The 12,100-nt window shown below is 72.6% G+C and carries 15 protein-coding genes; 10 read left to right on the top strand and 5 right to left on the bottom strand.

All coding sequences use genetic code 11. From position 1 onward, the window contains the following. Window positions 1-87: 87 nt before the first annotated feature. From ACGFXC_RS18530 to ACGFXC_RS18505, 6 genes are all read left to right on the top strand, one after another. Complete coding sequence (locus ACGFXC_RS18530; RefSeq protein ID WP_393714010.1) at window positions 88-1,575, top strand: RsmB/NOP family class I SAM-dependent RNA methyltransferase; 1,488 nt, start codon at window positions 88-90, stop codon at window positions 1,573-1,575. Between the two features lie 152 nt (window positions 1,576-1,727). After that, window positions 1,728-2,414, top strand: coding sequence for a ribulose-phosphate 3-epimerase (gene rpe / locus ACGFXC_RS18525; RefSeq protein ID WP_393714008.1), 687 nt, complete (start codon window positions 1,728-1,730; stop codon window positions 2,412-2,414). 138 nt (window positions 2,415-2,552) lie between these two features. Continuing rightward, window positions 2,553-3,566 (top strand): sugar-binding transcriptional regulator, encoded by a 1,014-nt coding sequence (locus ACGFXC_RS18520; protein ID WP_393714578.1) that lies wholly within the window; start codon window positions 2,553-2,555, stop codon window positions 3,564-3,566. A 96-nt stretch (window positions 3,567-3,662) separates the two neighbouring features. Next, complete coding sequence (locus ACGFXC_RS18515) at window positions 3,663-3,884, top strand: CarD family transcriptional regulator (protein ID WP_030157491.1); 222 nt, start codon at window positions 3,663-3,665, stop codon at window positions 3,882-3,884. 98 nt (window positions 3,885-3,982) lie between these two features. Further along, window positions 3,983-4,441: a ribonuclease domain-containing protein gene (locus ACGFXC_RS18510; RefSeq protein ID WP_393714005.1), complete on the top strand. Its 459-nt coding sequence runs from the start codon at window positions 3,983-3,985 to the stop codon at window positions 4,439-4,441. Then, window positions 4,438-4,860 (top strand): barstar family protein, encoded by a 423-nt coding sequence (locus ACGFXC_RS18505; RefSeq protein ID WP_393714003.1) that lies wholly within the window; start codon window positions 4,438-4,440, stop codon window positions 4,858-4,860. The genes ACGFXC_RS18510 and ACGFXC_RS18505 overlap by 4 nt, the downstream gene beginning before the upstream one ends. 79 nt (window positions 4,861-4,939) lie before the next feature. On the opposite strand, the gene ACGFXC_RS18500 is transcribed toward ACGFXC_RS18505, so the two are convergent. The 5 genes from ACGFXC_RS18500 to ACGFXC_RS18480 form a co-directional block, all read right to left on the bottom strand. After that, on the bottom strand, window positions 4,940-5,419 hold the full coding sequence (locus tag ACGFXC_RS18500; RefSeq protein WP_393714001.1) for a group II truncated hemoglobin: 480 nt from the start codon (window positions 5,417-5,419) through the stop codon (window positions 4,940-4,942). After that, the gene (locus ACGFXC_RS18495; RefSeq protein WP_393713999.1) at window positions 5,416-5,745 is read right to left on the bottom strand and encodes a putative quinol monooxygenase; all 330 of its coding nucleotides are present in this window, start codon (window positions 5,743-5,745) and stop codon (window positions 5,416-5,418) included. The genes ACGFXC_RS18500 and ACGFXC_RS18495 overlap by 4 nt, the downstream gene beginning before the upstream one ends. A 77-nt stretch (window positions 5,746-5,822) precedes the next feature. Continuing rightward, window positions 5,823-6,314 (bottom strand): hypothetical protein, encoded by a 492-nt coding sequence (locus ACGFXC_RS18490; protein ID WP_393713997.1) that lies wholly within the window; start codon window positions 6,312-6,314, stop codon window positions 5,823-5,825. Window positions 6,315-6,369: 55 nt separating this feature from the next. Beyond that, window positions 6,370-8,019 carry an FAD-dependent oxidoreductase gene (locus ACGFXC_RS18485; RefSeq protein ID WP_393714577.1) on the bottom strand — a complete coding sequence of 550 codons (1,650 nt, stop codon included), beginning with the start codon at window positions 8,017-8,019 and terminating at the stop codon, window positions 6,370-6,372. Between the two features lie 86 nt (window positions 8,020-8,105). Further along, complete coding sequence (locus ACGFXC_RS18480; RefSeq protein WP_393713995.1) at window positions 8,106-8,378, bottom strand: UBP-type zinc finger domain-containing protein; 273 nt, start codon at window positions 8,376-8,378, stop codon at window positions 8,106-8,108. Between the two features lie 277 nt (window positions 8,379-8,655). On the opposite strand from ACGFXC_RS18480, the gene ACGFXC_RS18475 reads away from it, so the two are divergent. Genes ACGFXC_RS18475 through ACGFXC_RS18460 form a run of 4 tightly spaced genes read left to right on the top strand, consistent with a single transcriptional unit; the run spans window position 8,656 to window position 12,100 of the window. Then, window positions 8,656-9,480, top strand: coding sequence for a type 1 glutamine amidotransferase domain-containing protein (locus ACGFXC_RS18475; protein ID WP_393713993.1), 825 nt, complete (start codon window positions 8,656-8,658; stop codon window positions 9,478-9,480). A 33-nt stretch (window positions 9,481-9,513) separates the two neighbouring features. Further along, window positions 9,514-11,163: a thiamine pyrophosphate-binding protein gene (locus ACGFXC_RS18470; protein ID WP_393713992.1), complete on the top strand. Its 1,650-nt coding sequence runs from the start codon at window positions 9,514-9,516 to the stop codon at window positions 11,161-11,163. A 36-nt stretch (window positions 11,164-11,199) separates the two neighbouring features. Then, window positions 11,200-11,631, top strand: a complete 432-nt coding sequence (locus ACGFXC_RS18465) for a nuclear transport factor 2 family protein (protein WP_393713991.1) — start codon at window positions 11,200-11,202, stop codon at window positions 11,629-11,631. Window positions 11,632-11,644: 13 nt separating this feature from the next. Then, window positions 11,645-12,100 (top strand): nuclear transport factor 2 family protein, encoded by a 456-nt coding sequence (locus ACGFXC_RS18460; RefSeq protein WP_393713990.1) that lies wholly within the window; start codon window positions 11,645-11,647, stop codon window positions 12,098-12,100.

Genomic DNA, 12,100 nt, shown 5'->3' with positions numbered 1-12,100 from the left:
GCGCCCCGCACCCCCGCTGGTGCGGCCGCCTCCCCGCACCACCTCGCGAACCCCCGCAGCACCTCGTAACCCCGGAGCACCTTTCCCGTGAGCGAACAGCCCCCTCGTCGTCCCGCCGCCGCAGGCGCCGGCAAGCCGTCCGGCAAGCAGGGCGGCAAGCCCGCCAGGCCGCACCGGCGGCCGAAGAAGGACCCCGTCCGCATGCTGGCCTTCGAGGTGCTGCGGGCGGTGGACGAGCGCGACGCCTACGCCAACCTCGTCCTGCCGCCGCTGCTGAAGAAGGCCCGCCAGGACGAGAACTTCCAGGCGCGCGACGCGGCCCTGGCCACCGAGCTCGTGTACGGCACCCTGCGCCGCCAGGGCACCTACGACGCGGTGATCAAGGCTTGCATCGACCGGCCGCTGCGCGAGGTCGATCCGCCGGTCCTCGACGTGCTCGCGCTCGGCGCCCACCAGCTGCTCGGCACCCGCATCCCCACCCACGCCGCGGTCTCGGCCAGCGTCGAGCTGGCCCGGGTGGTGCTCGGCGACGGGCGCGCGAAGTTCGTCAACGCCGTCCTGCGCAAGATCTCCGCGCACGATCTCGACGGCTGGCTGGAGCGGGTCGCGCCGCCCTACGAGGACGACGCCGAGGAGCACCTCGCGGTCTACCACTCGCACCCCCGCTGGGTCGTCAGCGCCCTGTGGGACGCGCTGGGCGGCGGCCGGGCCGGGATCGAGGACCTGCTGGAGGCCGACAACGAGCGGCCCGAGGTGACGCTGGTCGCCCGCCCGGGGCGGTCCACGCCCGCGGAACTGCTGGAGGCGGTCGGCGAGGACTCGGCGCTGCCGGGCCGCTGGTCCCCGTACGCGGTCCGGATGGCCGAGGGCGGCGAGCCGGGCGCGCTGGAGGCGGTCCGCGAGGGCCGGGCCGGCGTCCAGGACGAGGGCAGCCAGCTGGTGGCGATGGCCCTCGCGGCGGCGCCCGTCGAGGGCCGCGACGCCCGCTGGCTGGACGGCTGCGCGGGCCCGGGCGGCAAGGCGGCGCTGCTGGGCGCGCTGGCCGCGCGGCGCGGGGCGTTCCTGCTGGCCTCCGAGAAGCAGCCGCACCGGGCGCGGCTGGTGGAGCGCGCGCTGGCGGGCAACCCGGGGCCGTACCAGGTCATCGCCGCCGACGGCACCCGGCCGCCGTGGCGGCCGGGCTCCTTCGACCGGGTCCTGGTCGACGTTCCCTGCTCCGGCCTGGGCGCGCTGCGGCGCCGCCCCGAGGCCCGCTGGCGGCGGCGTCCCGAGGACCTGGAGGGCTTCGCGCCGCTCCAGCGCGGGCTGCTGCGCCAGGCCCTGGAGGCCGTCCGCGTCGGCGGGGTGGTGGGCTACGCGACCTGTTCCCCGCACCTGGCGGAGACCCGGGTCGTCGTCGAGGACGTCCTCAAGGGGCGGGGCGCCGGTGCCGAGCCGGTGTCGGCGGAACTGATCGACGCCCGCCCGTACATGCAGGGCGTGCCGGCCCTGGGGGACGGACCCGACGTCCAGCTGTGGCCGCACCTGCACGGCACGGACGCGATGTACCTGGCCCTCCTGCGCCGCACCGCGTAGGTGCGTGACGTGGACCGGCTTCCGCCCGGCGCCCGGGACGCGTGCGTGAAGGACACGTGAAATCTGCCGCCGGTTCCCTTAAGTGACGCTACGAGGATCCCGAGTTCCGGGGCCATGGCCGGAAGTGGCCGAGGGCATGGCACGCTTGGGGCATGGCCGTTCAGATCAATCCCAGCATCCTGTCCGCCGACTTCGCCCGCCTCGCCGAGGAGGCGCGGGCCGTCGAGGGGGCCGACTGGCTGCACGTCGACGTCATGGACAACCATTTCGTCCCGAACCTGACCCTCGGCGTCCCGATCGTGGAGTCCCTGAGCCGCGCCACGGACATCCCGCTGGACCTGCACCTGATGATCGAGGACCCGGACCGCTGGGCGCCGCAGTACGTGGAGGCCGGCGCCGGTTCCGTCACCTTCCACGCGGAGGCCGCCGCGGCCCCGGTGCGTCTGGCGCGCGAGATCCGGGCCCAGGGGGCCCGGGCGGCGATGGCGCTCAAGCCCGGCACCCCCATCGAGCAGTACGAGGACATCCTCCCCGAGCTCGACATGGTGCTGATCATGACCGTCGAGCCCGGCTTCGGCGGCCAGTCCTTCCTCGACATCATGCTGCCCAAGGTCCGCCGGACCCGCGAGCTCATCGCCAAGCACGGGCTCGACCTGTGGCTCCAGGTCGACGGCGGGGTCTCGGCCTCGACGATCGAGCGGGTCGCGGAGGCCGGCGCCGACGTGTTCGTGGCCGGCAGCGCCGTCTACGGAGCGGTCGACCCGGCCGCCGCGGTGCGCACCCTGCGCGAGCAGGCGGGCGCGGCCATCGCCGCCGCGCCCTGGGGCTGCGACCACTGAGCCGTGCGTTGGTGAACGGCTCGGTGAACGGAAGCCGTCCAGGCTGATCAACGGCCGTCGGATCTGACAGGATGAACGGCGAGTCGAGAGTGTGAACACGACAGTGTGAACAGCAGTGAGGAGAACGCGGTGTCTGCAATGTCGGCGGGACGGTCAGCCCTGCGGATGGGACCCGCGGAGCTGGTACAGGCGGCGGCCATGGCCCGGCGCTTCTACCTGGAGGGCAAGTCCAAGATCCAGATCGCCGAGGAGTTCGGCGTGAGCCGCTTCAAGGTGGCCCGGGTCCTGGAGACCGCCCTCGAACGCGACCTCGTGCGCATCGAGATCCGGGTGCCGGCCGAACTGGACGCGGAGCGTTCCGACGCGCTGCGCGCCCGGTACGGGCTGCGGCACGCCGTCGTGGTGGAATCGCCGGCCGACGCGACCGAGGACGCCCCGGACCCCGAGAACCTCGGCGCGGTCGCCGCCGACCTGCTGGGCGAGCTCGTCAACGAGGGCGACGTCCTCGGCCTGGCCTGGGGGCGCTCGACCATCCACATGGCCGCGTCCCTGCACCGGCTGCCGCCCTGCACGGTCGTCCAGCTCACCGGCGTGTACGACGCCGGGACGGCCGAGCGCGGCTCCGTGGAGGCCGTGCGCAGGGCCGCGCAGGTGTCGGGGGGCGACGCCCACCCCATCTACGCGCCGATGCTGCTCCCGGATCCGGCGACCGCGGCCGCGCTGCGCAGCCAGACGGGCATCGCGCGGGCCTTCGAGTACTTCGACAAGGTGACGGTCGCCGCCGTCTCGATCGGCTCCTGGGAGCCCGGGATCTCCACCGTCCACGACATGCTGACCGACGAGGAGCGGGCCCACTACGCCTCCCTCGGGGTGGCCGCCGAGATGTCCGCGCACCTCTTCGACGCGGACGGCCGCAGGGTCGGGCGCGATCTCGGGGAGCGCTGCATCACGGTGGAGGCGGACCGGCTGCGCCGGATCCCCGAGGTGGTGGCCATCGCGGGCGGGCTGCGCAAGGCCTCCGCGATCGGCGCGGTGCTCCGCTCCGGGCTGGTGACCAGCCTCGTCACCGACACGGCGGTGGCCGACTACCTGCTCACCGAGTCCGCTCCGGGGCTGCGTCCGGCGCTCGACCGGGCCGACCCGGACGACTGACGGGGCCCCCGCACCGAGCCGGTGATCCGGAAGGTGCCGGAATCGAGACCCGAACAGCGGACCGCGAGGCGGCTCCGGGGGCGCATACTGGCTTCAATGACTAAGTCAGCAGTACCTCGCCGCCATTTGCCGTCCAGCCCGTTCAAGGCCCCCGTGGAACCGCCGCTCCGGCAGTTCAGCGTCGGCGACCGGGTGAGTCACGACGAGCACGGCCTCGGCCGTGTCGTCGGTATCGAGGAGGGGATCGCCGTCCTGGTCGACTTCGGGTCGGTCCAGAAACGCATCCTGAGTCCGTACACCAAGATGTCCGCGCTCTGAGGTCTCCGGTCTCCGGGACTTCCCGGTCTGCGGGGCCGCCAGGTCCCGGAGCCGTCGGACGATTCGCGAGCGAATCGGATATTTGGCACGATCGGCGCATGATCTTCCGGAACGTGCCCCGATCGCTGCTGCGTGTGCTGGGCGCGCTGTTCCTGTGCGCCGCGCTGGCCGGTGCGGCGGGCTGCGGCGGGACGTCCGCCCCGGCACCGCCTGCCGCCAGCTCCGGTGCCGCCACCGGTGCCAGCAGCGGTGTTCGTGATGCCCCCGGCTGGGCCGCGGGGATGGCCACCGTACGGGCCGGCGCGCTGCCGCAGCAGGCGCGCGAGGTGCTCGCCCTCATCGACAAGGGCGGGCCGTACGCGTACCGGCAGGACGGGACCGTCTTCGGGAACTTCGAGAAGGTCCTGCCGAAGCAGAAGCGCGGCTACTACCACGAGTTCACGGTGCGCACCCCGGGGGAACGCGACCGCGGGGCCCGGCGGATCGTGACGGGCGGGGGCGGGGAGTTCTACTACACGGACGACCACTACCAGACCTTCAAGGCGGTTCTGCGATGAGCCTGGACCCGCGGCCCCTGGCCCCCGCGCTGGCCGCGGCCGAGGAGGCGGGCACGGCCGTCCTGCGGCTGGACCTGGACGGCGTACGGAGCAAGGCGGCGCTGATGCGGCGCTGCGCGGAGGCGCTCGAGGCACCGGAGTGGTTCGGCGCGAACTGGGACGCCCTCGCGGACGCGCTGAGCGACCTGTCGTGGCTGCCGCGGGCGCCGGCCCGGCTGCTGGCCGTGACCTCCTGGCGGGGCTACGCCGCCGAGCGGGCCGATGACTGGGAGACGCTGCGGGAGGTCCTGGAGGAGGCGGTGGACTTCTGGCGCGGCCGGCCGGACGCCGCGCCGCTGACCGTCCTGCTGGCCGGGCCCGGCCCGGAGGCGGGGCGGGCGCCCGGCACCGCGGGCCGCGGGCCGCGCCGGCGGCACTGAACGGGCCGGATCGCCGGGAGGCAGGGCCGCAGGGCCCGGGACGCCGGATGGGGACGGCTGCCGCCGCCCCCACCGTCGGCTACTCGGGCGCCGGGGCCTTCGGGACCCACGGAGGGGTCTGGCCCCAGGACCAGACCGGGATCTTCGCCGCGTCCACCGGGGGCGGGTTGGGGCCGGAGTAGATCAGGGCCATCCGGGTGCCCCACTCGATGTAGTAGACGAACACCGCCCGGAACTCCGGGTCCGTCGGCAGACCGACCTCGTCGGCCGTGTCCAGCAGCAGGTCCACCCAGCGGCGGCGCTGCTCCTCGGTGATGCCGCGCCCCAGGTGCTTGGTGGCCATGTGCCGGTGGCCGCCGTGGTGCTCCGTGTAGTCGGCCGGGCCGCCGAAGACCTCCGACAGCCAGACCGCGACGTGCTGGGGGTGCTCCGCGTCCATGCCCGCGAAGACCGGGGCCAGGATCTCGTCGCGCAGGGCGTACCCGTAGAAGACGTCGGTGAGGCGCCGCAGGGCCTCCGCACCGCCCATCCACTCGTAGATCGTGGGCGTCGTGCTCATGACTGACCGGCGGCCTTTCCCGGACCGGCCACGGCGGTCACGAGGTAGTGCTGCATCTCCTCGATGGCGGCCACGTACGGGCGGATCGCGCTGAAGAACGCCGGGAAGTGCTCACCCTTGCGGAAGCCGTTCAGGTGGGCGTCGATCGAGGTCCAGCGGATGCGGAGGATGTAGCGCTCCTTCTCCTCCTCGCAGCGGGCCAGCTCGTAGTCGACGCACTCGGGCGAGGCGGCCAGGGCCTCGGCGGCCCTCGCGTACGCCTCCTCGAACGCCTGCTGGTCCTGCGAGGCGATCCGGTAGCGGATGTACTCGACGGTCGTGGTCATGATGTGCGTGCCTCTCCCTGGGATCAGGTGGTCCCGGCCACCCTTCCGGGATCATGCGTGCCCGGTGACGCTTTCCCCTACTCGGGCCGAGACTTCTGGATGTCGGGGCCCTGGGCGCGCACCTGGCGCACCTGGTCGAGGGAGTCGCGCAGCTCGGTGAGCCAGGCGTCGGTGTTCTCACCGACCAGGCGCACGCACCAGGCGAGGGCGTCGGCCCGGCTGCGGGCCACCCCGGAGGCGACCAGGGTGTCGAGCACCTGGCGCTCCGACTGGCGCAGCCGGGACATGACGGGGACGGCGAGGTGGGTGAAGAGGGTGGTCTGCGCACCCGACCGCACGCCCCAGGCGACCTTGCGGCGGTAGAGCTCCTCCGCCTCGCGGGCCACCTCGACGCGCTGCTCACGGGTGCGCTCGCGGAACTCCTTGACGGACTCGGACGCCGGGGCGGTGCCGACGACGGTGATCTCCTCCCGGTCGACGGTGACCGAGACGAGGGACTCGTAGACGTCCACCGGCAGGCGCTCGGCGAACCAGGTGCGGAGCTTCTCGCTCTGTTCGGCTGTAATCATGTAATCAACGTTGCATCCGCTCTCCCCGTGATCGCAAGGGTCCGGGCGTTCGCTCTCAGCCCATCGAGCGGTAGCGGTGGATCAGCGACACCGCCATCGCGCCCTCGCCGACGCCCGAGGCGACCCGCTTGACCGAGTGGGCCCGTACGTCGCCCGCCGCGAAGACCCCGGGGACGCTGGTCTCCAGGGGGTACGGGGCCCGCTCCAGGCTCCACTCGGCCGGGAGTTCGCCGCCGTTGGAGATCAGGTCGGAGCCGGTGAGGACGAAGCCGTACTCGTCGCGCTCGACCACGGAGGCCAGCCAGTCCGTGTGCGGGCGGGCACCGATGAAGGTGAACATGAAGCGGGCCGGGGTCTCGGTGTCCTCGCCGGTGTCCGCGTCGTGCAGGGTGATCCGCTCCAGGTGCTCGTCACCGTCGAGCGCGACCACCGTGGTGCGGACCCGGACCTCGACGTTCGGCGTGCGTTCGATCTCGTCGATCAGATAGCGGGACATGCTCGCGTCCAGGGAGGCCGCCCGTACCAGGACCGTCACCCGGGCCGCGTACTTCGCGAAGTGCACCGCCGCCTGGCCGGCCGAATTGGCCCCGCCGACGATGAACACGTGCTGCGAGATGCAGGCCGAGCTCTCCGTGGTGGCCGCGCCGTAGTACAGGCCCGCGCCCTCGAAGCGGTCCGCTCCGGGAGCCTGGAGCCGGTTGTACGAGACCCCGGTCGCCAGCAGTACCGTCTCGGCGCTGATCTCCGTACCGTCCGCCAGGGTGAGGATCTTCGCCGGGTCGTCGCGGGTCAGGGAGAGCACCTCGACCGGGTGCAGGATCTCGGCGCCGAAGCGGGAGGCCTGGATGGTGGCCCGGCGGGTGAGGTCGCCGCCGGAGAGGCCCGAGGGGAAGCCCAGGTAGTTCTCGATCAGGCTGGAGGTGCCGGCCTGGCCGCCCGGCGCGCGCGAGTCCAGCATCAGCGTGGACAGGCCCTCGGAGGCCGCGTACACCCCGGCCGCGAGCCCGGCCGGACCGGCGCCGACGATGACGCACTCGTAGTGCGGGCGCGAGGCGGTGGTGGCCAGGCCCAGGCGCCGGGCGAGTTCCGTGTCGGACGGGGCGGAGAGCACCGAGCCGTCGGGGAAGCGCACCAGCGGGAGCGCCGCGTCGGCCTGCGCGGCGGCGATCACGGTCAGCGCCTCGGGGTCCCGCTCGACGTTCAGGAAGCGGAACGGCTGGCCGTTGCGGGTGAAGAAGTCCCGTACCGCGTGGGTGCCGGGGGAGACCAGGTGACCGGCGACGATGATCCCGTCGTAGGCGGGCCGGTAGGTGGCCAGCCAGTCGGACAGCAGGTCGTCCAGGACCGGGAAGAGCCGCTCGTGGGGCGGGTCCCAGGGTTTGAGCAGGTAGTAGTCCAGCCGGACCCGGTTGATGGCGGTGATGGCCGCGTCCGTCTCCGCGTAGGCCGTGAGCAGGACCCGGCGGGCGTCCGGGAAGCGGCTGACGGCTTCGAGGAGGAACTCGACGCCCGTGACGTCCGGCATCCGCTGGTCGACGAGGAAGAGGGCGGGGTCGTGGCCTCGCTCGTCGAGGGAGTCCAGGATCTTGAGCGCGTCGGCGGCCGAGGAGGCGCCGAGCACCCGGTAGCGGTCGCCGTAGGCGCTGCGCAGGTCGCGGCGGACGGCGCGCAGCACCTGCGGGTCGTCGTCCACCGCCAGGATCACGGGCTTGCGGCTCTCCGCGCGATCGGCGGCGGCGCCCGGTGCGGGGGCCGCGGCGGTCGTGGGCGCGCCGGCGCCCTTGCGGGGGTTCACGCCGGATCCAGCATCAGCTGGTCGGCGTAGCACCAGGCCCAGTCCTCGCCGGGCTCGTGCGAGGCCGCGATCGGGTGCTCGGTGGTGCGGTAGTGCCGTGTGGCGTGACGGTTCTTCGACGAGTCGCAGCAGCCGACGTGCCCGCAGCTCAGGCACATCCTCAGGTGCACCCAGCCGTCACCGGACAAGAGGCACTCCTCGCAGCCCTCGGTGGTGGCCCGCACCGGACGTATCCGGTCGATGTGTGTGCACAACAGGTCTTTCGTCATCGTCCCCGTCCCTCTCCTCGCGCACTCGTGCTCCCCGGCCCGCCCGTGGTGCCCGGCGCGTCCAGACCATAAGTCGGGGACCCGGGAAAGGTTCATCGATCCGGCCGAAGTCAGGAAGTCCGGCGGGTACTTCATGACCTCGCGGGACGACTAGGTGAGGTGCCCCGGCCACCTTGCCCGCTACCTCACGAAGTCGCATTCACGCCCTTGGACGCAGGCCCCGGCCGCACGCAGTGTGGGGGACGCCAAGGACAACAGGCGGCGCCAGGAGGAATCTGTGAGCAGAAAGATTCTGGTCATTGTCTCCGAACACGGATACTGGGCCGAGGAACTGATCGGTCCCGTATCGAAGTTCGACGAGCGGGGATATGAGGTCGTATTCGCCACGCCGACCGGAAAGCGTGCGCACGCACTTCCGCCGAGCCTCGACGCGCACTACGTCGACCCCCCGCTGGGCCGCTCGGTGACCACCGAGGAGAACGCCCGGCTGGGCCGCGAGTTCGAGCAGTCGAGCCGGCTCGACGCGCCGCTCGACATCGAGGCCTGGGTGCCCGAGCGCCCCTACACGAGCGACGAGGGCTACCTGCGCAAGCTGGAGCAGTACCACCGTGACTTGGACGGGCTGGACGCCGCCATCGCGGACTACGACGCGATCCTGATCGTCGGCGGCAGCGGCCCGATCGCCGACCTCGCCAACAACGAACGGGTGCACGCCCTGATCCTGGCCTTCCGGAAGGCGGGCAAGGTGGTGGCCGCCGAGTGCTACGGGGTCGCCTGCCTGGCCTTCGCCCGGGACTGGGACGACCGCAGGAGCATCCTGTGGGGCAAGCACGTCACCGGTCACTGCAAGGAGTACGACTACAAGGACGGCACCGGATTCCTCGGCACCGACTTCAACATGGGCCCGCCGCCGTACCCGCTGGAATACATCCTGCGCGATGCGACGGGACCGCGCGGCGCCTATCACGGCAATTTCGGGAAGCCGGTCTCCGTCATCGTCGACTTCCCCTTCGTCACCGGACGTTCCACCCCCGATTCCTATCTCACGGGGCAGAAGATCGTGGAAGTCCTGGAAGAGGGACTCACCCGCTACGGCTGGTAATTCCGCGATCCGCGGGAGAAGAGGGGGAATACCGTGAACGCGGAAGCCACTCCCGGCCGGGAAAGGCTCATCGAGCAGTTCAAGGCCGACGGCCTGACGGTGATGTTCGGAAATCCCGGAACGGTGGAACAGGGATTCCTCGACGCGGTGGACGCGGCGGCGGACTTCCGATACGTCCTCGCGCTCCAGGAGACGGTGGCCGCGGGCATCGCCGACGGCTACGCCCGCGCCACCGGCGGCGCCGCCCTGCTCCAGCTGCACTCCGGCGTGGGCCTGGGCAACGGCATCGGCATGCTCTACCAGTCGCTGCGCGGCCACACCCCGCTCGTCGTGGTCGCCGGTGACGCCGGGGTCCGCTACGACGCCATGGACGCCCAGATGGCCTGCGACCTGGTGGCCATGGCCAGGCCCGTCACCAAGTACGCGACCCGGGTCACCGACCCGCGCTCCGTGCTGCGCACCGTCCGGCGGGCCGTGAAGATCGCCCTCACCCCGCCGCGCGGCCCCGTCTTCGTGGCCCTGCCCATGGACGTGCTCGACGAACCGAACTCCGAGCCCGTACGGCCCGCCACGGTGCCGCTGACGGACGTGGCGCCCTCGCCCGCCTCGGTCGGCCGGGCCGCCGAGCTGCTGGCCGGCGCCGACCGGCCGGTCGTCCTCGTCGGGGACGGGGTGGCGCTGTCCGGGGCGCAGGCCGAGCTCGTCACCGTCGCCGAGCTGCTGGGCGCCGACGTGTACGAGGTCGACTCCTCCGAGGTGAACATCGCCGCCTCGCACCCCCTGCGGCGCGGCCAGACGGGCCACATGTTCGGCCCGCACAGCAGGGAGTTGGTCGCCGCCGCGGACGCGGTGCTGATCGTGGGCACCTACGTCTTCCCGGAGGTGTTCCCCGAGCTGGACGACCCCTTCCGGCCGGGCGCGAAGGTCGTGCACATCGACCTCAACGCCTACGAGATCGCCAAGAACCACCCGGTCGACCTGGGGCTGGCCGCCGATCCGCGCCACGCGCTGCGCGCGCTGGCCGGCGTACTGGAGCAGCGGCTGACCCCGCAGCGCCGGGCGGCGGCCGCGGCCCGGCTCGACGTACGGACCCGGGAGCGGGCCCGCGCGGACGCCGCCGCGGCGGTGGACGACGACGGCACGCCGATGGCCGTCTTCCTGCGGACGCTGGCCGAGCGCACCGGGCGGGACCTGATCGTCTTCGACGAGGCGCTGACCACCTCGCCCCTGGTGACCCGGTACCTGCCGCCGGAGCGGCCGGGCGACTACCACCTCACCCGGGGCGGGTCCCTGGGCGTCGGCTTCCCCGGGGCGGTCGGCGCGAAGCTCGCCCACCCGGAGCGGCTCGTCGTCGGCTTCGCGGGCGACGGCGGGTCGATGTACACCTACCAGGCGCTGTGGACGGCGGTCCGGCACGGGATCGACGCCAAGTTCGTGGTCTGCAACAACCGCAAGTACCGGCTCCTCGACGACAACATCGCCCAGTACTGGCGCGAGCGGGACATCGCCGCGCACCCCTTCCCGGGCTCCTTCGACCTCGGCCGCCCCGAGATCGACTTCGCCGGCCTGGCCAGGGCGCTGGGCGCCGACGGCACCCGCGTGGAGAAGCCCGACGAGGCGGTGGCGGCCGTGGCGCGGATGCTCGCGCACCCCGGCCCCTACCTCGTCGACATCCAGATCTGAGCAGCGCCCACACACCGACGGACAGGAGGAGACCGCATGCCCGCCGAGCGGCTGACCGAGGACGCGATCCGCACCTTCACCGAGAACTGGTACGTGGCCCTGGACCGGCACCTCCCGCTGGACCGGGTGCTCGCCCTCATCACCGAGGACCTGGAGTTCAAGGTCCCCGAGGACACCTTCCTCGGACACCAGGGCTTCGGCCGCTGGTACGCCGCCGTGACCGGCCGGTTCTTCGACGAGGTCCACACGGTCACCAAGGTGGAGCCCGTCATCGAGGGCGACCGGGCGATCGTGCGGGTCCTCGTCAACTGGCAGGCCAAGATCTGGGACCCGCCGGCCGCGCGCAGCCAGTGGCTCGGCTTCGACGCCGACCAGACCTGGACGCTGGTGGCCGGCCCGGACGGGCCCCTGATCCAGCAGTACACCGTCAACGAGCTGGCGCCGATGCCCGGTTCCGGCGCGCTCTGAGAAGGCGGCGACCATGACCGAAGTGACGCGCGAACGGGTCGAGGCGGCCTACCGGGCCCTCGGCTCCGGCGACCGCGAACGGATCCTGGAGTACTACGCCGAGGACCTGCGCTGGCTGGTCCCGGGCAACCACCCGCTGGCCGGCTGGCACGAGAGCCTGGACGCCTTCCTGGAGCTGATGGGCCGCACCCACAAGCTCACGGGCGGCACCTTCCGGATGGACCTGGAGGCGGTGCTGGTCGGCGAGGACTGCAGCGCCGACGTGTGCCGCAACGTCGCCCTGCGCGAGGGCGCCGACCCGGCGGGCACCACCCCGTACGAGCGGATGGACTACCCGGTCTTCCACTTCATGCGCTGGCGGGACGGCCGGATCGTGGAGGGCCGCGACGGGCTCTTCGGCGACACGGCCGCCGCCTTCAGCCAGTTCTGGGCGCCCTTCGCGCCGGACGGAACCCGCAGGGACCGATAG

Source organism: Streptomyces sp. NPDC048507 (assembly GCF_043199995.1).
Classification (GTDB): Bacteria; Actinomycetota; Actinomycetes; order Streptomycetales; family Streptomycetaceae; genus Streptomyces.
The sequence above is the reverse complement of the archived record's forward strand: the minus strand, read 5'-3'. Positions and strand labels throughout refer to the sequence as shown.

What these genes read in the sequence shown, in the direction of transcription:
- ACGFXC_RS18510 (WP_393714005.1), top strand. Translation starts at nt 3,983, where the DNA reads ATGATCTTCCGGAACGTGCCCCGATCGCTGCTGCGTGTGCTGGGCGCG.
- ACGFXC_RS18460 (WP_393713990.1), top strand. Translation starts at nt 11,645, where the DNA reads ATGACCGAAGTGACGCGCGAACGGGTCGAGGCGGCCTACCGGGCCCTC.
- ACGFXC_RS18495 (WP_393713999.1), bottom strand. Translation starts at nt 5,745, where the DNA reads ATGACCACGACCGTCGAGTACATCCGCTACCGGATCGCCTCGCAGGAC.
- ACGFXC_RS18465 (WP_393713991.1), top strand. Translation starts at nt 11,200, where the DNA reads ATGCCCGCCGAGCGGCTGACCGAGGACGCGATCCGCACCTTCACCGAG.
- ACGFXC_RS18490 (WP_393713997.1), bottom strand. Translation starts at nt 6,314, where the DNA reads ATGATTACAGCCGAACAGAGCGAGAAGCTCCGCACCTGGTTCGCCGAG.
- ACGFXC_RS18500 (WP_393714001.1), bottom strand. Translation starts at nt 5,419, where the DNA reads ATGAGCACGACGCCCACGATCTACGAGTGGATGGGCGGTGCGGAGGCC.
- ACGFXC_RS18515 (WP_030157491.1), top strand. Translation starts at nt 3,663, where the DNA reads ATGACTAAGTCAGCAGTACCTCGCCGCCATTTGCCGTCCAGCCCGTTC.
- ACGFXC_RS18505 (WP_393714003.1), top strand. Translation starts at nt 4,438, where the DNA reads ATGAGCCTGGACCCGCGGCCCCTGGCCCCCGCGCTGGCCGCGGCCGAG.
- ACGFXC_RS18520 (WP_393714578.1), top strand. Translation starts at nt 2,553, where the DNA reads ATGTCGGCGGGACGGTCAGCCCTGCGGATGGGACCCGCGGAGCTGGTA.
- rpe (WP_393714008.1), top strand. Translation starts at nt 1,728, where the DNA reads ATGGCCGTTCAGATCAATCCCAGCATCCTGTCCGCCGACTTCGCCCGC.
- ACGFXC_RS18480 (WP_393713995.1), bottom strand. Translation starts at nt 8,378, where the DNA reads ATGACGAAAGACCTGTTGTGCACACACATCGACCGGATACGTCCGGTG.